Here is a 21,623-nt window from a genome sequence, read left to right on the forward strand (position 1 = left end):
ATGGCGGCGCGAATTAATAAAAAACGAACTTTTCTGTTTGTCAGTAAGGTGCTTGGCAAGCATATCCCCGTCGATCCGTATACTTCACTTCTAAGCGGAGCAGCGTTGGCGCTGCTGTTATATCAGGAGATGAACGGTGATTCCGTGGATAGTGATCGTATGACAAAGTTATTGGATATGGCGGTTCATGGGCTGATTCATCCTGAATTTGCTAAGGAAGCCTATCAACATTTACTAGCGGCCCGGCTGGTTTTGCCCAAGCCTGTGGTTTTTATTGGATTCGCAGAAACGGCAACTGCACTGGGTCACAGTGTGTACAACATCTTTGCTGAGCAGGCATCCTATATTCATACTACGCGTGAGCATATTCCTGATTTGGAGTCTGTTGTAAGTTTTGTAGAAGAGCATTCCCATGCAGTTGATCATCTATGTTATGCCTTGGATACCGAACTCTTATCTGGGACAGAGCCCATTATATTGGTAGATGACGAGATTACGACCGGGAAAACCGCGATCAATACAATTCGAGATATTCAGTCAAAATTCCCGCGGGAGGAATATGTGGTAGTCTCTCTTCTGGATTGGAGAAGCGGCAGCAATCTTCAACACTATAGTGAGCTTGAGCAGGAGCTGGGGATTCGCATTAAGTCGTTATGTCTGCTGCAAGGGAATATTGAAGTGATAGGTTCACCAGTGTTTAATAAGGATACTGAGCAGCTGGATAGAGAGGCCATTTCTGAGTGTGAGGTTGTAACTACTTATGCTCAAGATGGAATGGAACGACTGGAGGTATCCTCTATCGATTCCTATGGTGAGATCAACACAGCGCCTTATATGAAATATAGTGGACGGTTCGGAATGGAGTCACAGGATAATCTGGAGCTTGATCAGGGTGTGAAACGAATAGCTGAGCAGCTGCGGCAATTGCGTAGAGGACCGAAAGCCTTGGTAATGGGTGTAGGAGAATTTATGTATCTTCCGATGAGAGTGGCGGCGGAAATGGGGGAAGGGATTGCTTACCAGTCTTCCACTAGAAGTCCAATTCACCCTGAGCGTCGGCCGGATTATGGGGTACATAGTGCTGCTGCGTATCCTTCAGCTGGTGACCCGGAAATCACAAACTTTATTTATAATATAGCTCCTGGTCAATACGATGATATATTTGTGCTGATTGAGCGTGATGTACCGCATGAGCGTATGAAACCTATGCTTGATATACTGAAGAAACTGGCCCGCCATAAAGTGCATCTTATTGTACTGACCTCGGAAAGAAGAAGTGGAGGCCCTACCTATGAAGGGAACAGTAACTGAAGAAATTCTAAACAGAAGTATAGCCGAACCGGTTCCGCTAGGCAGCTATTCTCCGTCAGATGTTATATTTTTGCTTAAGGATCTGAGCGATGTTTCACTGGAGCGGGCGACTGACGAAAGAGAGGCCGCCATTCAATCAGGCGTACACTACTCTGAGATGCTGCCCGTGGAATATCAGCCTACTGAGCAGTATATTGAGTTATTTCACGAGACGCTGGAGCAATCTGCGGAGAAGGTCGCTCTAGCAGTAGCGGTAGTCTCTGAGATGATTGTCGCTCAAAGGGGACTTGATACGGTGTTAGTCTCTTTGGCAAGAGCGGGAACACCAATTGGTGTACTGATTAAGCGTTATATCCAAGAGCGATATGGTGCTGATCTGCCGCATTATAGTATCTCTATCATTCGGGGCAAGGGGATTGATGAGAACGCAATCCTTTATATTCTGCAAAAGCACGGGCTTGACGCTGATTTGCAGTTTGTCGACGGATGGACGGGGAAAGGGGCTATTCGCCAGGTATTGATTGAAGCGTGCAACAGCCTATATGAGAAATATGGCATTCGGCTAAATGATGACCTGGCCGTATTGGCTGATCCCGGGAACTGTTCAGGCACGTTCGGGACTAGAGAGGATTATCTTATTCCTAGTGCATGCCTCAATTCTACGGTGTCAGGACTGATGAGCCGGACAGTGCTGCGCGATGATTTAATCGGTCCGGAAGAATTCCATGGAGCTAAATTCTACAAGGAATGGCTCGATACGGATGTATCTAATGTATTCATTGCGGCGATCTGCCCGTATTTCTCCTCCGTTGCGGAAGAAGCACAAGCGATTGCTGAACAGATGCAGCAATCGCCGCCAGAAATTACATGGCAGGGCCTGCGTGATATTCAGAGTATTCAAGAAGTGTTCGGCATAGATAACATCAATTTGGTCAAGCCCGGAGTCGGAGAAACTACCCGAGTGCTGCTGCGCAGAGTACCGTGGAAGATTCTTGTCGATACTATGGATAATCCAAATCTTCGTCATATTATTCTCTTAGCAGAGGATAGAGGGGTTCCAGTAGAAGTATTCCCTGGACTCACCTACTCCTGTTGCGGGATTATTAAGCCGCTGAGAGGTGAGACGGAATGATCTATGCCAGTGATTTGGACCGAACGTTAATCTATTCCTTAAATGCAATCGGTGTCCCTGAGAATACTCCGGGCCTGGTTCCTGCGGAGGTTGTGGATGGTAAGACGGTTTCATACATTTCGCAAAAAGCATTGGCTGATCTGATGGAGCTTACTTCCCGTATTATCTTTATGCCCGTTACAACACGTACAATAGCGCAGTATAAGCGTATTAATCTGTTTCAAGACACGATTATTCCAGACTACGCGATTACTAGTAATGGCGGGAATATTCTGATTGGTGGCGAAGTAGATAAAAGCTGGAGAGCTTCTGTGGGCAGGCTTGTTCAAAATGAATCGGCTGCGGCAGAAGAAGTTAGAATGCACGTTAGGTCTGTAGTGCACGAGGAATGGATCATTAGTGAGCGGTATTGTGATGATTTATTTTATACTTTTGTAGTAGTTCGTGATTTATTACCTATGGATGAGATCACGAATCTGGCAGAGCGATTATATGATTTGGGCTGGCGGGTATCCTTACAAGGGCGCAAGCTATATGTCGTTCCTGCCGCTGTGAATAAAAGTGATGCGATTGTTCATGTGCGCCGGACGGTTCGTTCAGAACCGATGGTAGCATCGGGAGATTCCTTGTTGGATAAGAGTTTACTAGAAAGTGCGGACTATGCGATTGCTCCTTGTCATGGAGAAATATTTGCAGAGCAGCAGAGTGGTCTTGTAAAATCAAGGTATCCCTTTACGAAGCAAGCGGGTGTTTTTGCTGGTGATGAAATTCTACAGTATGTAAACATGATCTATAATAACTTAACCGTATTGGGAGTTGGGCCACTATGAAAAAGGTAAACATTTATTTCAATCGCTGGTTTTCCGTCGCTTACCATTATATGAATCTCATCCGCAATAATGAGGATGGCGTTCCTGTACAAATCTTCGCCACGCATCCTGATATTCACCATATGTCCCTTCAAGGTGCTGATGTTGCTGGGACTGAACCAGCACTGACTGGAATAGAATATGTTCAATTCTGCGTGGATTTCTGTCGCCGCAATGAGATCGATATCTTCATTCCACGGTTACATATGCTGGATATAGCTTTGCATGCTGCTATGTTTGATGCGATTGGCACCAAGGTTCTAGTCTGTAGAGATTTGGACTTATTGGAGACCATCATGGATAAGGGGAAGTTCTACGAAAGTGTTAAGGAAACAGGGATTATGACAATTCCTGATTATCATGTGGTGAGTACAGCAGAGCAGTTCAAAGAGGCTTATCATGATCTTGTAGCCAAAGGACACCACGTATGCTTTAAACCCACGGAGACAGAGGGAGGCCTCGGCTTCCGTATCATTGATAACACACGTAGTCCTTTACAGGAGCTGTTTGGTCATGTAACTCCGCTGATATCCTTCGATGAGGCCTATCGTATTCTGGGAAGTGAACCTACATTCCCTGAACTTATGGTGATGGAATTGCTGGAAGGTTATGAATACAGTATAGATTGCTTGTCAGATGAGAATGGCAGGCTGTTAGCGGCTGTACCCCGTCGTAAAGCTGGCGGTCGTCTGCGGCTGATGGAGCATATTCCGGAGCTGGAGGAGATCGCTTCCCGGGTAGCAGAGGTATATAAAATACCTTTCAATTTCAATATTCAAATGAAGTATAGTGGTGGAATTCCTAAACTGCTGGAGATTAACCCCCGGATGTCTGGAGGTCTTCATATTTCTTGTCTGTCTGGAATTAACTTTCCATACCTGGCTGTCAAAAGTGCACTCGGCGGAGAGGTCCAGCCTGCGGAGTTCGGCGATAATGTGCTTGCCAGCCATGTAGAGCAGCCGCTAATTATGAAAATAAACGGCGAATCCGTAATTCCGGATCCCGTGAATTGAGCGTTCGCAATCTCGCTCACAAGAGGTGAGAAAAATTAAATTTAAATCGAAAATATTGCTGTATGCCGGTATTGGCTATGTTGTCGCTGTATTAACGAGTTCTTTTTTGCCTGAGTTACTCTCCTTGCTGTTGCCTGTAGCGGGTGCAGCGGTAGGGGTTCTTGCAACGAGAAGTCCAAGAACCAACCTTCCGGCTGAGGTGCTGCCAGCAGGTCCAGAGACGGTGCCTGTTGCTCCAGCTCCCTCTGCAAATTCTCCGCAATTACCTAGTGTGGCAAATAATGCTGCACCAGGTAATCCGGGCAATAGTGGTAGAACTGAGGCCGAACCAACGAAGATTGGACCGGAATTTGCTCCAGTAGTTGAGTACCTTAGCATTCTGGAAGATATGATTATCTCCGAGGGGCAGAAGGATACACTGGACAATGAAATTGTCGAGAAATCACTGGCGCTTTTTGCGAGACTTCAACGTGTAATTCCGCTGCTGCAGGAGCTCAATAATGGTGATATTAATCATACGGTCCGCAGATTGATTCTGAAGGATTTAAATGGTGTGATTAACCCATTTTTGCGCCTAAGTGGTGAAGCGAAGACGAAGAATCGGAGAACGCTGCTGAACGGTCTAAGAGATGTTGATTCCAAAATATCGGATATTGCTTCGACGATCGAACATAAAGACCTGATGGAACTTCAGACGAAGGCGGAACTGATTCATCAGCGGTATAGCAGTTCCGAATTATAGGAGGGAAACCCATGTCCACGCAGTTGATCCAATTAAAAAAAGAAGATGAACAAAAGGTAGTCGAAGAAGCCGCACAATTGATCGAGAAGGTATCTCAGACAGATACAGTCACGTTGGATTCTTTAATGGATGATATTGGGAAGCTTGGGGTGAAGACGCAGGAAAAAGCAGGCCAAACGCTCAAGCTGCTGGATCGTCCGGTAAATGACCTGATGTCCGGTAAGCGTGTTGAAGTGCCTAACATGATTATGAAGCTGCGGAATGAGTGTGAAAATCTGCAACAGAGTAAGAATGTTAGCTTTTTCGGCAAAATGCTGCGGAAGAGTCCGATGAAGAACTATGTGTACAAATATCAGTCTGTCCGCACGAATATTGATGCGATTGTTACTGGTCTACGCGACGGCAGAGATACCCTCGAAGAGAGTATTGTAAATATGCGCCAGCTGAAACGTACCTCTATGGAGGAGATCTATAACCTTCAAACCAAAATTGCCTTCGGCAATAAGCTAAAAGAGCTGTTCGAGGTGGAGATTGCAAAGCCTGAGAATGAGTTCCGTAAAGCTTATCTGGAGCGTGGTCTGCGTAAAGTGATGGTTCGTATTCAGTCCATGACAGAGATGATTCTGCTCTACAATCAAGCGATTGCTGCTACAGATATCATCAATGACAATAATGATAAACTGATCGATTCCGTAAATAATGCGATTGATAAAACTTCTAATCTGATTACAGTGTCGGCAATGATTGCGATGTCGCTGGCCGATCAGGAGAATGTTATCAACGCTGTAGAAGCAACAAATAAGACGATTGAAGATCAGTTTAAAGAAAATGCACGCTTGCTGCGTACGACTACAGAAAAAACCACCGAGCTTCTATCCAAACCTTCCATGTCTATGGAAGCCGTGAATCAAGCGATCGGCGATCTGCTTAGCGCATTGGATACTTCGGAACAGTCAAACCGTCGTATTATCGAAAGCTGCCAGGATTATACATCCAAAATGACGACGATCAATACCCAACTGGGCAATCGTCTAGGACTCAATGAAGCGGACAAGCCTGAGGCGCTGAAACAAGGTGAAGCAGAGAGCCAACTGAGCAGCTTCTTGAACTAATTGTTTTAAAAAAAGTCCGTAAAAATATAGCAGAGCAGTGAGCCTTCATTTCTGGGGGTTCGCTGCTCTGCTTTTTTTTGGATATGAAGTAGCTTGCTTCAACTACTGCATAGGCGTAAACGTGATCTAATCAAATGAAGTTTGCTGTAGCCAAACATAAAGCCCTATCCACATACATAAGTTGTCACAAGACTACATGTGGAGGAAGTGGGGATAGGCTATGGTTTTAGGCTGTTTGATACTCGTGCTTATCATCGTCGCCAGCAGTGAAAAAGCAGAAGCCATTGCTAAAATGAATGAAGACAATTAGCAAGAGGTAGCTTCGCTTCCCCGTAAGTATTCAGGGATTTTTTGCCGCGAGTTGGTTCAAGTAATTTCCAGCGGGTTATTGGGTATAATAACGCAAGGCTGTCGATTAGCCCATAATCAGCTGGAAATACCAAAATCCCTAAGGAGGTCACATGGAGAACGAGGCACTGCTTCAGGTTGAACAATTAGCACTTAAGAAACAGAAGATATTCCGGCAAAGCGTAATGCGCTATATTGCCAGAGCCATGCTGGCCAGTATGTTTATCGGATTCGGTGTAATTGTAGCATTTAAGACAGGCAACTATTTCTTTATGGAGCAATCCCCCTTTGCATATCCAATGGCTGCGATTACTTTCGGAGCGGCTATTATTCTAATTTCTTTTGGTGGTGGGGATTTATTCACCGGAGATACTTTTTATTACACATACACGGCACTAAGACGGAAAATGAAATGGTCTGAGGTTGTCCGCATGTGGATCATGAGTTATATCGGTAATATTCTTGGGGCTGCCGTTTTTGCCTTGCTGATTTTTTTGACAGGACTGTTCTATAGCTCAGATGTAAACGGTTTTTTGCTATATGTAGTGGAGCATAAGATGGAAGCCCCGGCAGGTCAGCTTTTCTTTCGGGCCATTCTTTGTAACTGGCTCGTTTGTATGGCTTTTTTTATACCGATGAATATGAAAGGCGATGGGGCCAAAATGTTCGCCATGGTCTTATTCGTATTCTGTTTTTTCATCTCCGGTTATGAACATAGTATTGCCAATATGTGTACCTTTGCGATTGCGCTTGTACTTGATCATCCCGGAACGGTATCGTGGTATGGCGTGGTGCATAACCTTGTCCCCGTTACGATCGGCAATTTAATTGGCGGTGGCGTACTGATGGGGGTAATGTATTATTATGTGAATAAACCTTTTTTGGATGACACTAAGCATTAACAGAAAAATAGAAAATAGTAATCCTCCAAAACTTCGCTCTTTTATAGGGGTGGAGTTTTTTTGTGCAGAAAGTTATTTTTTAACATTGGGATTATTTGATTTTTAAGGATTGAAAAGGATTAGAGGAAGAGAGGTAGAATACATAATTATGCAATGCAAAATTGAAGATTCATACAGAATGGGGTAAGGGCTTTGGATGAGACAACAGGGATACTGACGGATGAGACCATTATTAAGGCTTCCAATCAGCATTGTATTGACCAAGGAATTGATCCTGAGCAACCGCCTGTCTTTGCAAAGGGATATTCTACTGATGAATTGGGGGCACAGCTTAGCGCATATAGTGAAGTGATTGAGGTTATCGAATTTTTTGTCAAAAAATTTCTTTCCTCAGTCAAAGGGAACCCGATCCTAGTTACGATTTCGGATGATGCAGGTTATCTATTGGCGTTCCAAGGAGATGCGACGATTATAGATCTCGTAGGACAGGTAGGCATCAAAGAAGGCGTGCAGATGAATAAAGAGGTGGGTACCAATTCAATCGCTTTAGCCCTTGAATATCAGAGGCCATTCCAGCTGACAGGACGAGACCATTTCCATCATATTTTGCATCATTTAGTATGCTGTACAGCTCCATTTTATAAAGAAAATGGGCAAGAAATTTTAGGTACAATTTCATTTATGGCAGATATAGATGTAGCCCATCCCCATTTGCTGCCTCTGCTCTGTACGATGGCTGACTCGATTGAACGTGAGATTTTGTTGCGGAGAGGGAATTCTCAGCTGCAATTATTAAATCGGATTTTGCTAGAGACCAATTACTTAGGGGTAATCATAACAGATCAATTCGGAACAGTCGTGAATATAAATGAGAACGGTTTAGCTATGCTTCATTTGGGTGGTGAGCATCAAGAGTCTGTTGTTGGAACTAGTGTCTTTGAAATTAGGAATGTGGGTGCATACTTTCAACATGTCATCATACATCATGTCGCATGTGCCGGGTTAGAAGTGATTCAGGAGAAAAACGGGTTGTTCGAGCATTATATGTTAGATGTACTACCCGTTTACGATGGGAATGGTTACTTAGCGCGTGTGATTGGAAGTTTGCGCAACATCACGGAGATGAAAAGAACGGAAGAAGTGCTGCGCAATACAGAAAAGCTAGTGGTCGCAGGACAACTGGCTATGAGCATTGCACATGAGATCCGCAATCCTCTGACTACTGTGAAAGGGATGCTTCAACTGGCTAATAAAGATTCACGTCTGTTGCATTATGATCTCATTATGTCAGAAGTGGAAAGAATGAATCTTATTGTGAGCGAGTTTCTTATTCTGGGTAAACCGCAGGCTGCGCATTATATGACTGAACAATGTAGTACGATCCTGCTGGAAGTATTGAATATCTTCGCGATTCAGGTGGAGATGAATAATATAGCGTTAAATACAAAGATCCATTATGATGCTGAGATCGAATGTGACCGCAATCAGATTAAGCAGATTTTCCTCAATATCCTAAGAAATTCAATGGAAGCTTTGCCTTTTGGTGGGAGCATTACAGTGACTCTTGATGTGAAGGATGAATTTCAGGTGATTACCTTCACCGATAATGGAGAGGGGATGAACAAGGAAGTTCTGGAGAAATTAGGAGAGCCTTTTCACACGACTAGAGGCGATGGGAATGGACTTGGCTTCATGATTGTCAAAAAAATCGTGACTGCCCACAGAGGATATGTGGCAATAGCTAGTGAAGAGGGAGTGGGCACGGCCGTTACAATTTATCTTCCGATGGCACATTCATACCACAAATGAAACAGCAATAATAATTCATAATTAAAAAGACTCTTTCGCCCATATAAGCGAAAGAGTCTTTTTGTATATCCATTTGCATCTAATGGTGAGGAATTACCACTTAGAGCCACCCGATGAATTTCCACCGGATTTGCCGCCGCCACCGCCCCAGGAAGAACCACCGGAGGATTTGCCGCCACTGCCGCCACCACCCCAGGAAGAGCCGCCGGAGGAACGTCCCCCACCGAATCCGCCTGAAGAAGGAGGACCAGAGGACATCCGTTTACGGGCTTGCGCACGCCGCTGTTGCTCTCTCATCATGGCTAGCTGGGCAAGCCGTTCTTCCTCTTCTTTTTGGCGAACGATTCGGTTCGCTTCATTCACAAAGGAAGTGATCTGAGCGTCATAAGCGCGGCCAATCGATTCCAGTTCCTCTAGATTGTAAGGCCGGGATGACAGCCGTTGCTCCAACTGGCTATATTCCGGCAGTAGGGATAACTCAAAGCGGATTCTGGAAGACAAGCCTCTGCTGTGCAGCATTCGCTGGGTCGTCTCTACCCGGCTTTGTCCTTCGGAGAAGAGACGTTGTACTTTATCCAGTCTTTCATTTAATGCATTTAGACTTTCAGAGACGCCGTCATATTGCCGGCCAGCTTCATCCTGCAAGGACAGCAAGCGCTCCAGCGCATCGTGGGCCTTGTCATATTCGCCCCGTTCATCACTGGTCCAGTTCTCAATTTGTGCCACTTCACCTGCACCTTCCCGAAGACGTGTGCTCCACTCCGTCAGAATGTTCTCTACGCTAACTATATGCTGTTCTTCGAAATGTACACGTGCTTCTGTAATTCGGGCCTGCAGCTCGTCTCGCCGCTGCTTCAAGTGGCTCCATGTGGTGCGGAATGTCTCTAGATCTCTGCGGTTATTCTGCCGCAGCAGTGCTTGCTGCTCTGTCATAGCAACAGCTTCATCCAGAAGCAGATCTAGACTGGCGCCGATTCTGCGCACCTCATCCATATCTCCTATACGCAGCGGCGCTTCAAGTGTCAACGATTCTACGCGGGCCTGCTCTAGGTGGTCATATGGCTTAACCTTCATATTATGCAGTGAATTCTGTTCAATGATCCCGGTGATTTTGGCACGTGCCGCAGCTAATACCGTAGGAAATTTGTTTAGCTTATCATCATAGAGATCAACATCCTTCAGATCCTGTTCGATTTTTTCCTGACGTTCCTGTGCATCCTCGGTAACCTCTTGTGCAGCAATGGGATCAAAAAGCTCCAATTGGTCTGCCTTAGCAGTTTCCTCCGCAAGCTCTTTAAGTTCCTCTACAATTTCTTGAAGCTCATACCCGGTTTCTTTAACTGCACCTTGCAGCTGTTCTTCAAGCTCTGGCGTATCCTCTTTCAGCTCTGTAATACGCTGTTTGACATTGCGGTCAGCTTCGCTAATGACAGCAATGTGTTTCTCTTCCTCTTCAAGCGCTGTGCGGAAGGCAGCTTCGGTCTGCTGCAATTGTTTCACGGCTGTCTTGAGGGCAGCCAAACGATAAAATGCTGGCTGAACGCCTTGACCTTCACTTTGTAGTGCGGAGATTTCAACGAGCTTGGCGGACAGTCGCTTGGAAATACCTTCGACTAGCTCTCCCGTCTTCCCTTGAACGATCCCTTGAAAAGGGTTTAGCGATTCCAGTGCCCGATTTGCCTGGACCATTAAATTAGATAACTGTTTCTGTTGCTCGCTAAGCTGCTTGCGTCGACGCAGACCTGTAACCATTACAAAGAGTAGAAGGAGGGTTAGAAGGGCTCCGATAAGAATCGCTGCAATCATAAACATGGAGCTGCTGGAGCGGTTTACATCATTCCCGACCCCGGCTGCGCTCCCGCTTCCTGCGGTTCCTCCAGTATTGCCGGCACGATCTCCGATGGAATGGATGGCATTAATCAAAGCCTTTGTCCCGCCAGCGAAGTCCCCTTTTTTGGCATAAGGAATGAAATAGGTGTCGAGCAGTTTTTGGATGGCTGAACTTCCCGAGGACCCTCCCTGATTCTTAGACCAAGTATTTAACGAGCTTTGAAAGCCTGGATTTAAGAAATTTAGCTCAATGGACTGGTCACCAGCGGAGATCAGCAGTAGAAGATCCCGCGTGGACAGTTTCCACGAGTCGTAAACCTTGTCTGCATACTTATCAGCTGGAGTACCGTCTGTGGAATCTACAGTGAGTACATGGATGGTCATGAGTTCTCCAGTAGCGGTAGCAGAAATAGACGCGGCTTCTGCGGAACTGAACATTTCAGCGTTATCGGTAACAAATCCCTGCTGTGCAGGAATTCCAGCGGCGTATGCACCAGGTACCCATAACAGGCTGAGCATTAAGAATAAAGCTATATACTTTTTCAAGCTGACACGCTCCGATCTGAAGGACTTTTTATTCAATATATTATGCTGATAATTATACTATATCATTAACCATCAGGTGACCTGGAGATACTCCAATTATTATATAGTTATGTCTGCATACCAACAAAAAAAGCCATGCCCCCAAATAAGGGAACACGGCGTATACTCGGAAGCATTATCTTGTCGGCAGACAGAGGATGTATTGCAATCTGGATTTAATTTCTTTTTGCCATTTCAAATCTCCAACTTTAACGGCAAGATTGAGCAGATCCAGATAATCGTCAACCTGTAATGTTGTTCGGGTAGAGGTAACGTTCATGGGTGATCAGTCTCCTTTTAACTTAAATATAGTAAATTGAAATTATTAACGCTTATAATAATGATAATCATTATCATCGTTTATCGTTATTGCTATTATCCACATTTTCTATGTAAAAAGCAATATAAAAATCAAGACTTCGTAACTTTTATCATTTACAAATAAAAGAGTCCATCGAAAGATGGGGATTTGCGTATAATGTGTGGTTTTAGGAAAGAATTAGCAGGAATCTTACCATATTTTGTCGAACACTTTTTAGAATAATGCTTTAAATTCTAAATTTTAGCAAAAAGGGGAATTGGGCAATGAAGCGGTGCACAATGTTGCTTCTGATTATTTTTCTGCTTTTGCTCGTACCTCCTACAGCCGCTCACGCCGAAAGAGAGGATATAAGGTACCAAGTAGAACTGGAATATCCACCTTATAAATATGTAGAAAATGGGTATTTGACCGGGTTTGATATTAATTTGAGCACGATGATTTTTGAGAAGCAGGATTACCTTATTCACTACAGTACTGGGCAATGGGATGAAGTATACAGTCGGCTGATTCAAGGAGATATTGAGATAGCAGGTCTTATGGCAATTACGGAGTCGCGTAACCAAGAGGTGTTATTTTCAGATCCAGTTATTAAGAATTATATTTCCATCTATGCAAGGCGAGAGCTTGAGGATGAGATCGATTTAAAGACGTTGGGAAGTTATAAGATTGGGTTAGGGAATGGGCAGTATTCTGCAACCGTGCTGAACAGCAAGGTGGGGATTACAAATTACATAGAATATGCAACGACTCCTGAAGCTTTGAAGGCTTTAGAAAATGGGGAAATCGACCTTCTATTTGAGAATCAGGAAGTGATTGATTATCTGATTGCAGAGCAGAAATTGAAGGGGAGTATTATCAAAAAAATGAGCAATCTCTACCCTAGGGATGTCGCTTTTGCAATAAGTAAATCCTCTCCGGAGCTAGTGACTTATGTTAACGAGAGATTGGATCGCCTGCATCGTTCAGGTGCTTTTGAAGAGCTGTATCAGCACTATTTCTTCGTTCATTCGGATTATTATAAAGTTATGATGCGCAATAGATTTATTGTGGGAGCCATTATTCTGCTCGGCCTTCTGATCATTAGTGCGGTTTTGCTAAAAATGTATATTAATCACTTACGGCGGGCGGTTTATTCGGAACAGCAATTTTTTGAGGATGTAATAGAGCATAGCGGTATGGTAGTTTGGGCTGTGCAGGCGGATAAAAAGGTAGTTCGGTTTAACAATTACGCTGAGCGAATGACGGGCCTATGCGAGAATGAAGTAGTGGGCAAAAACATTGAGGATATAGAGGGGCTGACAGGCAGTACGGCGGCTATTCGGAATCTGCTGGAAAGGGCCGTACAGCTTGACTATGTTGATAATATCGAGCATAAACTTCCGGACAATTCGCCAGCAGCGCGGTATTTTTCATTTCGGACCACCTTGTTGAAAGGATTGGATAAGCAGGCAGCTGATATTTTTGTGCTTGTAGGAGTGGATATCGATGAGCGCAAACAAAATGAGCTAAGGCTTCAGCAAAGTTATGAGGAACTGGAAGCTACTTACGAAGAGCTGTCAGCGACAGAGGTCGAGCTACAGGAGCAATTTGCTAAGCTGCAAGTAGGTGAACGACGGTTCAGTCTCGCGACAGAGGGTTCTGGTGCATACATGTGGGAGCTTGATTGGGAGACAGGACTGTATAATCTATCGGATCGCTGGTACAAGCTCATGGGCTATACGGAGGATGAAATCAATTCTTTCGAAAATGGGGTGCTTAGTATTATTCATCCCGATGACCAGCCATCATCCCAAAAGGCAAGACATGATCATCTGGCAGGTTTAACACCTATCTACGAGACGGAATACCGCATGCGGACCAAAGATAATCAGTTCGTCTGGTTTGAGGTAAGTGGTAAAGCTATCGTTGATCCAAAGAATGAAGTTGTGTTATTTATCGGTTCGCTGATTGATATTAGTAAGCGGAAGCAGGTAGAGCTAAAGCTGAGCAACAGTTATCAGGAGCTTGAGGCAACCTATGAACAGCTTACAGCCACACAGCAGGAGCTTGTAGAGCAATACGATATGCTGGTGGAGAATCAAAAACACATGCATCGTCTAGCTTATGTGGATGAGCTTAGTAATCTACCCAACCGTGTATGTCTACTGGAATCTATGGAGAAATATCTGCAATGTTCAGGAGGCAAGGCGGCGCTGTTGTTCGTAGATACCGATAATTTTAAATACATCAATGATACCTTAGGGCATAAATCCGGTGATGTTCTTATTCAGAAGGCTAGCAAAAGGCTGCAGTCGGTGGTGCGGGAAGGAGATATGCTCTCTCGGCTCGGCGGGGATGAATTCGTGATTTTTATTAAGGATATAGAAAACCACGAGGATGTGCTAGACCTGGCGGAGCGTATCATGAGAGCGTTCAGGCAGTCCTTTTTAATCGGAGAGAGTTATTTGTACGTTTCCGTAAGCATTGGAATTTCCTTTTATCCGGAAGATGGGGAGACCACCGAGCAAATCTTGAAAAATGCGGATGTCGCTATGTACCGGGCAAAAGAGGATGGCAAGGGGACTTATGTGGTATATGACAAATCCATGCATACTGCGTTTAATGAACGGATGAATATAGAGAAACATTTGCGCAGTGCCATGAATAATAATGAGTTTGAGTTATATTATCAACCGCAGGTGGATATCCAGTCTGGATTAATCTCTGGTTTTGAGGCTTTAATTCGCTGGAATAGTCCAACGCTGGGCTTTGTATCTCCACTTTCCTTTATCAAAATCGCCGAGGATTCCAGGCTGATTATTTATATTGGAGAATGGGTGCTTAGGGAATCGTGCATCTTTATGAAGGGCATTCAAGATCGTATGGGCATTCCTTACAAGATATCAGTTAACATTTCCATTATTCAACTATTGCAGGATGATTTCGTCGAGATGGTGCAGGAAAGTCTCGCTGAAAGTGGGCTAAAGCCTAGTTGTCTTGAACTGGAAATCACCGAGTCTATTTTTATGGAATCGTTTGAGAGTATCGTGAATAAGCTTCAATTCCTCAAATCCCAAGGCATTCGTATTGCGCTGGATGATTTCGGAACGGGATACTCATCTCTTAGTTATTTGCAGCAATTGCCGATTTCTACGCTTAAAATGGATAAAACCTTTATCGATTCGCTTTCGGAAAAAGCTTACAGCCAGTCTTTTGTGCAGACCATTATACAGCTGGGCCACAATATGGGGCTGGAGGTCGTTGCGGAGGGAGTGGAAGAGATCAGCCAGCTGGATTTCCTCAGAAAATCGGGCTGCGATAAGGTACAGGGATATCTGGTTAGCAGACCTGTTCCGAAGCAGGAAGTGGTGGAGCTTTTGGAACCGCAGAAGCGTTACGGAATATAGCAGTGGATACACAGCCCTCATCTCAAGGTGGGGGTTTTTGGTATGAAATGCTTCTGAAATTAAGGCTTTGCAAAAAAAACAAGCTCCGACAGATAAACAGTGTCTGTGGAGCTTGTCACTAGCTGATGACAATTTTGTTCTTCCCGGTGTTTTTAGCTTCGTAAAGTGCATCATCAGCCTGCTGAAAAGTAGAATTTTTGGAGTCTGCACCTGTGTAATCATGCATCCCGATACTGACGGTTATGCTTTTCCCTTCCATTTCGGCAAAAGGGGTATCGGCGACTTTGGCTAGAATCTGTTGCATGATTTCATAGGATTGCTCAAAGGTTTTGGTTGTCAGAATGACAATGAATTCCTCGCCCCCGTACCGCGCGGCGAAATCATCAGGACCGATATACTCGAGCAGGATCGCTGCGACTTTTTGTAATACGATATCTCCAACGGAGTGTCCATAGCAATCATTTACTTTTTTGAAATTATCGATATCCATAACGGCAAGCTGCATGGAGAATGGATTACTCTGCTGATGCTCGATTAGCCAACCCAAATATTCGTGAAAAGTCTTGTGATTATACAGATCAGTCAGGGGATCTATCTTAGATAGACGATCCATGATTATATTCTGAATGCGTAATTCCTGTTCTGACTTGACGGAGTTCTGCAGGGATTGCATCAAATCACGTCCACGAACGATTACTGCAAAACCTGCCAAAGCAGTGCCTGCAAAAATAAGAGCGATAATGATTGTTTGGGTGATCGGGAAGTACTCGTGAATGGATGTCTTGGTGAATAAAATGATCGTGTACAGTAGAGAAATAGCAGAAGTGGCTATCATATAACTGCTCTTCAGATAGATCATCGAGACTAGTAGCGGGAACAGCATAATTAATGATTTAACATGCAACTCATCGCTGAGATTGACGATAATCAAAACCGCAAATAGATGGCTTGCAACCGTAATGGCGAGTTGGGCCCACAGAGGCCTCCATCTATAGATTACTTCTAGAATAATGATCAAACTCACTATGATGGAATCAGAAATCAACGAGTGCTCAATATAATCGTTCCTGGTTGGGGTTTCCGGACGCTGGCTCCATAAGGATAGAGAAACAATGAACTGAATACTTAAATACACAATCAGGATGATCCAGAATGAATTGAGAAGCACACGATTCCAATAGGTCTGACGAGGAGTTTGAGGTGTGGCGCGCATAATGTGATCCTCTTTTCCAGTGGCAATATGCTTATATATTCGACAATAAGCTCAGGTTTCCTCTTGATGGCTTTCTTGGAAGCGGGAGATCAACAAGCATCTTTATAAGGGGAGATTGCCTGGCCCGGGGAATGATTGATCGAAAAGGAATACTATAGAAAGTATTTCCTTTAATTAACTCTGCTGATATAATGTTAGAATACATAACATCAATCGAGTGGAGTGGAAGTAAAGATGCAGATCCGTCGAAACCAGATTTTCGTAGTCGTCCTGTTGCTTCTTGTCAGTGTGTACAGCTTATTGATTGATATGCTCTGGATGCATAAGCTGGTGATTATTCTGCTTATGGGTTCTCTAGGATGGTTCTCGCTGAATACATCCCGCTACGGTTATCGCAAAGAAGCGCTGCTGAAGGAGTCACAGAACAAAGTGGAGCTTCTTGGCAATGAGATTGTAGTTACCTCGGATCGGCTGCATGGTGCGCTTGAAGAAATCAGCCGCCATACAGAGCAGCTGCAGCAGACAGCAGATTATTCACACGCGTATGAAACGGATTTAAGGATTCGCAGCAATGAAGCTAAAGCCAATATTGAAGGGGCCTATCAGACGATGGGCGGTGTAGCCTCAGTTACAGCACATATCGAAGAATTGACGGAAAAACTAGGCTCGAATATGCAATATGCTCGGCAAGGAATGACAGCAATGGTAGATTCCCTGAGCATTGCAGATGTGGTGATGAAGGATCTGCAAACACAGAGTGGGGACATGTTAGCTAAGTTTACTACCCTGAGTAATCATATTGCGATGGTAGAGGAGATCAATACATTGATTAACTCCATTGTGAATGAGACCTCGTTGCTCGCGCTGAATGCTTCTATTGAAGCGGCCCGGGCCGGTGAACAGGGCCGCGGATTTGCAGTAGTGGCCAGCCGGATTCGGCAGCTGGCTGATCAAAGCAAGAGCTCGGTAGACCGCTCCTCAGGCATCTTGCTTGACATTAATAATGGAGTACAGCAGGTGCTGGAATCCGTTACGAAAGAGCAAGTCTCAGTGGAGCGTGGGGTGAACGAGGTCGGCACGGTTAAGCTTCGACTCGATGATATCGCGTCGAGAGTAGATGAAGTAGGCAGCGCCGTGACGGAAACAATCGATGCTGCCGCGAAGCAGGGCAAGCTGATTGTAGAAGTGACAACGGAGCTGAGCGGTGCGGTGGCTATCGTGAATGAGACGATTGCCAATGTAGACCTTACGCTGGAGCAGGTGACACGGCAGCGGAACCAAATTGGGCAGCTGAACGAAGTCAGCGCCAATCTGTTAGCGGAGTCGCAATCCTTGCAGCAATCGGTTACTAGCATTGCGGGCAGAGCGGAAATTGAGATGAGCCAATATGCAGCCCGGCTTCAGGAAATGCAGAGTCTCTTGGAGACGATTTCCGCCAAGGAAGAACTTTACGCTCCAGATACTGAAGTTCATCAAGGTATTTTGAACGCTTACATTAAGAAAATTCCAGATGTACAAGCCATTTGGTCCAATCGGACGGATGGAACCTTTATCTACTCCGAGCCAGCGGCTGGCCTGTTGAATGCTAAGCGGCGTGATTGGTGGAATGGGGCCGTGAATGAGGGTGAATATGTCTCTAAACCTTATGTATCCGCGATTACGAAACGTTCTTGTATTACATTATCTAGAGCAATCCGGAATCGTCAGGGAGATGTAGTAGGCGTGGTTGGTATTGATTTAGCGGTGTAATAAAACAACAGCAGCAAGCCCTTCTGTAGCAGAGGCTTGCTGTCTTTTTTATTCCGATGCTAACACAACTTAGCTTTAGGTAGCGCTGACCTGCAATTGCTTCCACGTTGCCTGCCAGTTTTTTTGTGCAATTCGTTTTTCATAAATAGGGAGTAAGTTCGGATTATTGTTGAAATGAGGGGTAGCCCGTAACACTACATTAATAACATCTGCAATCCCATGCGGAGCGGTTAGGATAACCTTACCGTATTCATCTAAGGAAAGCCCAAGCGCTGTAGCTGTTTCCGGAAACTTGGAGATGGCATCTACAGATGACGTATAGGGCGCAAGGTTGTTAATGGTATGCATTCTTGCTTCATTCTTAACGGACCATGGCACATGGGGATTTAAATTTCTTAGTTTTGCCTCCCATTGCTTTTCCACTTCCTCATGAAGATTGCTGCCGTCATAATAAATAACATCAATATCTGGCAAAGGGGTCCGCTCTTCAAAGCCATGTAAGGTATCCCAGATTTTTGAACGTACAAACCCAGCACAAACCCACCAGTCAGGTAACTGTAGCGATCTGGCATTTTCTAAAATATCCATCATCCAGGGGTCATTATGTACAAGCTGAATGATATCTGCCTCGTGTTCTATCTTGTGCAAACTGCCACCTCCGAATATTCATGCTTCCAATCTGTTAATATCATACAACAAGAGTTTCAATAGAGGTATAAAGGGACAGGCTGAATGGACAGAGGCATGAACTATCTTTATAATGAATCGACATCGAGACCTTTGGAGGCGGTGACCGTGCAATATACGTTTACTATATTACTGCAATTGTTGGAAAGAGCTGCGTTATTGCTGATGTGTCTGTTTGTATTGACTCGTCTGCCGCGGTTTAAAGAGGTTTTTCAAAAAGGGAGTTACGCTCCGCAAGAGCTTGCTATTGCGACGATGATCTTCAGCTTATTTGCCATTTTCGGCACTTATAGCGGGATTAATGTGGAAGGTTCGCTTGTGAATGTGCGAATTATCGCCATCGTATCTGGCGGGATTTTGTTCGGGCCATGGGTTGGACTTATAACAGGCATCATCTCAGGGGTTCACCGTTTTCTGATTGATATCGGAGGGGTAACCTCTCTTCCTTGTCTGATTACGAGTATCACCGCAGGCATAGTGTCTGGGATAATCTATCGCCGCACCTCTGGTGAACGTCGCTGGATAGCAGGGATTTTGGCGGGAATGGCCTGTGAGGCACTGACGATGCTGCTCATTCTAGCGATGGCTCAGCCGATGTCGCTGGGTGTGGATATCGTGTCCAAGATCGCTTTTCCGATGATTATGAGCCAGATTAGTGTCGGCCTGATTGTTGTGCTAGTGCAGAGCGTGGAAGGTGAGAAGGAACGGATCGCGGCTAAGCAGTCCAAGCTGGCGCTTGATATTGCCAATAAGACCTTGCCGTATTTTCGCAATATTAATCAGGAGTCGCTGCACACCATCTGCCAGATCATCAAAGAGGATATCGGTGCAGACGCTGTAGCGATTACGGATACTCGGTTTATTCGTGCCTATGTTGGCGTGGGTGAGGAGGATTATGAGACAACTAACGATATTATCAGTGAGGAAACTAAAGTAACGTTGTCCAGTGGTGAAATTACCATCCGTAACGATGATAGTGATTACGTGAATCCGCAGATCAAGTCGCTGATCATTATTCCTTTGAAGGAAAAGGGTGAGGTGACGGGAGCGCTCAAAATCTATTACACCAAAGCCCACAAGATTACCTATTCGCTTCAAGCTATGGCCGTGGGTCTGTCACAAATGATCTCTACCTTGATGGAAGTGTCGCGGGTGGAAGGCATTAAGGAAATGGCGAACAAAGCGGAGCTGAAGGCACTGCAGACCAGCATTAACCCGCATTTTTTGTTCAATGCACTGAATGCGATTGCGTCCTCGATTCGAATTAATCCGGATAAGGCACGCGAGCTGATTGTGAATCTGTCCGGTTATATGAGATACAATCTGGAGCTTACCGATGAATTCATTGATATCAAACGAGAGCTACAGCAGGTCCAGCAATACGTAGAGATCGAAAAGGCGCGTTTTGGAAGCCGGCTTAACGTGCTTTATGATATTGATGAGGTTCAGGTTCGAATTCCGAGTCTGATCATTCAGCCGCTTGTAGAAAATGCGATTATACATGGCATACTGAAGGTAAGAGGGACAGGAACAGTAACGATTTCTGTAAAAGACCACGGGGATACCGTACGGGTGGGCATTCGCGATACCGGAGCTGGCATCAGCGAGGAAACGATAGAGAAGGTCTATACTGGCGATATGCCGGAGAATAAAATCGGACTGTTTAATGTACACCAACGGGTAAAGCTGATCTATGGGACTGGACTTACCATTCAGAGATTGGATAAAGGGACGAACATCTTTTTTGATGTTAAAAAGGAGGAACAATGAGAGCGATCATTGTAGAGGATGAAGAGCTGGCAAGACAGGAGCTGGCTTATTTAATAGAGACGCACAGCGGGATTGATATAACGGCACAGTTTGAAGATGGGCTGGACGCGCTTAAATTTTTGCAGAGTGATACGATAGATGTGATTTTTCTGGATATTAATATTCCCTCCATCGACGGAGTGCTGTTGGCACAAAATATCAGTAGATTCTCGGTAAAACCCTACATAGTGTTCATCACTGCGTATAAGGAGCATGCCGCTGAGGCGTTTGAGATTGAAGCTTTTGACTATATTCTTAAGCCTTATAGCGAGGTACGCATCAAAGCCATGCTGCACAAGCTGGAGAATGCGTTTGCCAGCCGTGGACGACAGGGGGAAGAAGAGCGTAATCCGGTCAGTGACAAGGTTAATCTGTGGAAAAATGAAAAGATTATCGTAGTGAATGCCGACGATATTTATTACGCCTCCGCGCAGGAAAAAAGTACAAGTGTGATGACTAAAGGTGAGGAATACAGCATGGCACTTAGTATTAGCGATTTCTTTCAGCGGCTGCCGCAGGATCGTTTTTTTCGCTGCCATCGTTCCTATATTGTTAACCTGTCCAAGATTAAGGAAATCATCCCGTGGTTCAACAATACGTATTTGCTGCGCCTGCATGATTTAGGTTTTGAAGTGCCGGTAAGTCGTAGTAAGGTAAAGGAATTCAGGCAGATTATGCGCTTATAAATGCAATTCATTCTTCATTTCCGTCATCTCATGCCGGATTTCTCTCAACATCGGCTGGTTTAGCTACAATAAAGAGGCGATAGAAGCTCTTGTAGCAGACAACGAGAGAGAAAGAAGG

At 44.8% G+C, this 21,623-nt stretch carries 16 protein-coding genes; 12 read left to right on the forward strand and 4 right to left on the reverse strand.

Annotation, left to right across the window (positions count from 1 at the left end):
• From NST25_RS01705 to NST25_RS01740, 8 genes are all read left to right on the forward strand, one after another.
• Nucleotides 1-1,311 carry a phosphoribosyltransferase family protein gene (locus NST25_RS01705; protein WP_076282401.1) on the forward strand — a complete coding sequence of 437 codons (1,311 nt, stop codon included), beginning with the start codon at nucleotides 1-3 and terminating at the stop codon, nucleotides 1,309-1,311.
• Entirely contained in the window at nucleotides 1,292-2,443 is a 1,152-nt protein-coding gene (locus tag NST25_RS01710; protein WP_076302299.1) for a cysteine protease StiP family protein, read from the forward strand. Before NST25_RS01705 ends, NST25_RS01710 begins: the two co-directional genes overlap by 20 nt.
• Nucleotides 2,440-3,273: an HAD family hydrolase gene (locus NST25_RS01715; protein WP_036687429.1), complete on the forward strand. Its 834-nt coding sequence runs from the start codon at nucleotides 2,440-2,442 to the stop codon at nucleotides 3,271-3,273. Before NST25_RS01710 ends, NST25_RS01715 begins: the two co-directional genes overlap by 4 nt.
• Nucleotides 3,270-4,325: an ATP-grasp domain-containing protein gene (locus NST25_RS01720; RefSeq protein ID WP_076185601.1), complete on the forward strand. Its 1,056-nt coding sequence runs from the start codon at nucleotides 3,270-3,272 to the stop codon at nucleotides 4,323-4,325. The genes NST25_RS01715 and NST25_RS01720 overlap by 4 nt, the downstream gene beginning before the upstream one ends.
• Before the next feature lie 34 nt (nucleotides 4,326-4,359).
• Nucleotides 4,360-5,067, forward strand: a complete 708-nt coding sequence (locus NST25_RS01725; RefSeq protein WP_340034576.1) for a hypothetical protein — start codon at nucleotides 4,360-4,362, stop codon at nucleotides 5,065-5,067.
• A gap of 11 nt (nucleotides 5,068-5,078) precedes the next feature.
• Nucleotides 5,079-6,179, forward strand: coding sequence for a toxic anion resistance protein (locus tag NST25_RS01730; protein ID WP_036687432.1), 1,101 nt, complete (start codon nucleotides 5,079-5,081; stop codon nucleotides 6,177-6,179).
• Nucleotides 6,180-6,640: 461 nt separating this feature from the next.
• On the forward strand, nucleotides 6,641-7,429 hold the full coding sequence (locus NST25_RS01735; protein WP_076124688.1) for a formate/nitrite transporter family protein: 789 nt from the start codon (nucleotides 6,641-6,643) through the stop codon (nucleotides 7,427-7,429).
• Between the two features lie 192 nt (nucleotides 7,430-7,621).
• Nucleotides 7,622-9,238: an ATP-binding protein gene (locus NST25_RS01740; protein WP_076185603.1), complete on the forward strand. Its 1,617-nt coding sequence runs from the start codon at nucleotides 7,622-7,624 to the stop codon at nucleotides 9,236-9,238.
• Nucleotides 9,239-9,331: 93 nt separating this feature from the next.
• Here the strand turns inward: NST25_RS01740 and NST25_RS01745 are convergent, their stop codons facing one another.
• Nucleotides 9,332-11,614 (reverse strand): TPM domain-containing protein, encoded by a 2,283-nt coding sequence (locus tag NST25_RS01745; RefSeq protein ID WP_340393238.1) that lies wholly within the window; start codon nucleotides 11,612-11,614, stop codon nucleotides 9,332-9,334.
• A gap of 175 nt (nucleotides 11,615-11,789) precedes the next feature.
• Nucleotides 11,790-11,933: a hypothetical protein gene (locus NST25_RS01750; protein ID WP_167348483.1), complete on the reverse strand. Its 144-nt coding sequence runs from the start codon at nucleotides 11,931-11,933 to the stop codon at nucleotides 11,790-11,792.
• A gap of 305 nt (nucleotides 11,934-12,238) precedes the next feature.
• On the opposite strand from NST25_RS01750, the gene NST25_RS01755 reads away from it, so the two are divergent.
• Nucleotides 12,239-15,361 carry an EAL domain-containing protein gene (locus NST25_RS01755; RefSeq protein WP_076275967.1) on the forward strand — a complete coding sequence of 1,041 codons (3,123 nt, stop codon included), beginning with the start codon at nucleotides 12,239-12,241 and terminating at the stop codon, nucleotides 15,359-15,361.
• Nucleotides 15,362-15,479: 118 nt separating this feature from the next.
• Here NST25_RS01755 and NST25_RS01760 read toward each other — a convergent pair whose 3' ends face one another.
• Nucleotides 15,480-16,574 (reverse strand): GGDEF domain-containing protein, encoded by a 1,095-nt coding sequence (locus NST25_RS01760; protein ID WP_076124680.1) that lies wholly within the window; start codon nucleotides 16,572-16,574, stop codon nucleotides 15,480-15,482.
• A gap of 234 nt (nucleotides 16,575-16,808) precedes the next feature.
• Here NST25_RS01760 and NST25_RS01765 point away from each other — a divergent pair, with 234 nt between their 5' ends.
• Nucleotides 16,809-18,323, forward strand: a complete 1,515-nt coding sequence (locus NST25_RS01765; RefSeq protein WP_076185612.1) for a methyl-accepting chemotaxis protein — start codon at nucleotides 16,809-16,811, stop codon at nucleotides 18,321-18,323.
• A 75-nt stretch (nucleotides 18,324-18,398) separates the two neighbouring features.
• Here the strand turns inward: NST25_RS01765 and NST25_RS01770 are convergent, their stop codons facing one another.
• Entirely contained in the window at nucleotides 18,399-18,914 is a 516-nt protein-coding gene (locus NST25_RS01770; RefSeq protein ID WP_076124758.1) for a nucleotidyltransferase family protein, read from the reverse strand.
• 261 nt (nucleotides 18,915-19,175) lie between these two features.
• Here NST25_RS01770 and NST25_RS01775 point away from each other — a divergent pair, with 261 nt between their 5' ends.
• Together NST25_RS01775 and NST25_RS01780 are read left to right on the forward strand one after the other, a co-directional pair.
• Entirely contained in the window at nucleotides 19,176-20,780 is a 1,605-nt protein-coding gene (locus NST25_RS01775; RefSeq protein ID WP_339174374.1) for a sensor histidine kinase, read from the forward strand.
• Nucleotides 20,777-21,505 carry a LytTR family DNA-binding domain-containing protein gene (locus NST25_RS01780; RefSeq protein WP_076134814.1) on the forward strand — a complete coding sequence of 243 codons (729 nt, stop codon included), beginning with the start codon at nucleotides 20,777-20,779 and terminating at the stop codon, nucleotides 21,503-21,505. Before NST25_RS01775 ends, NST25_RS01780 begins: the two co-directional genes overlap by 4 nt.
• Nucleotides 21,506-21,623 lie beyond the last annotated feature (118 nt).

It is taken from the genome of Paenibacillus sp. FSL E2-0190 (genome assembly GCF_037992965.1).
Classification (GTDB): domain Bacteria; phylum Bacillota; class Bacilli; order Paenibacillales; family Paenibacillaceae; genus Paenibacillus_AQ; species Paenibacillus_AQ odorifer.

Coding starts and splice junctions, on each gene's coding strand:
- NST25_RS01765 (WP_076185612.1), top strand. CDS start 16,809: ATGCAGATCCGTCGAAACCAGATTTTCGTAGTCGTCCTGTTGCTTCTT.
- NST25_RS01770 (WP_076124758.1), bottom strand. CDS start 18,914: ATGATGGATATTTTAGAAAATGCCAGATCGCTACAGTTACCTGACTGG.
- NST25_RS01720 (WP_076185601.1), top strand. CDS start 3,270: ATGAAAAAGGTAAACATTTATTTCAATCGCTGGTTTTCCGTCGCTTAC.
- NST25_RS01705 (WP_076282401.1), top strand. CDS start 1: ATGGCGGCGCGAATTAATAAAAAACGAACTTTTCTGTTTGTCAGTAAG.
- NST25_RS01775 (WP_339174374.1), top strand. CDS start 19,176: ATGTGTCTGTTTGTATTGACTCGTCTGCCGCGGTTTAAAGAGGTTTTT.
- NST25_RS01750 (WP_167348483.1), bottom strand. CDS start 11,933: ATGAACGTTACCTCTACCCGAACAACATTACAGGTTGACGATTATCTG.
- NST25_RS01755 (WP_076275967.1), top strand. CDS start 12,239: ATGAAGCGGTGCACAATGTTGCTTCTGATTATTTTTCTGCTTTTGCTC.
- NST25_RS01735 (WP_076124688.1), top strand. CDS start 6,641: ATGGAGAACGAGGCACTGCTTCAGGTTGAACAATTAGCACTTAAGAAA.
- NST25_RS01760 (WP_076124680.1), bottom strand. CDS start 16,574: ATGCGCGCCACACCTCAAACTCCTCGTCAGACCTATTGGAATCGTGTG.
- NST25_RS01715 (WP_036687429.1), top strand. CDS start 2,440: ATGATCTATGCCAGTGATTTGGACCGAACGTTAATCTATTCCTTAAAT.
- NST25_RS01780 (WP_076134814.1), top strand. CDS start 20,777: ATGAGAGCGATCATTGTAGAGGATGAAGAGCTGGCAAGACAGGAGCTG.
- NST25_RS01710 (WP_076302299.1), top strand. CDS start 1,292: ATGAAGGGAACAGTAACTGAAGAAATTCTAAACAGAAGTATAGCCGAA.
- NST25_RS01730 (WP_036687432.1), top strand. CDS start 5,079: ATGTCCACGCAGTTGATCCAATTAAAAAAAGAAGATGAACAAAAGGTA.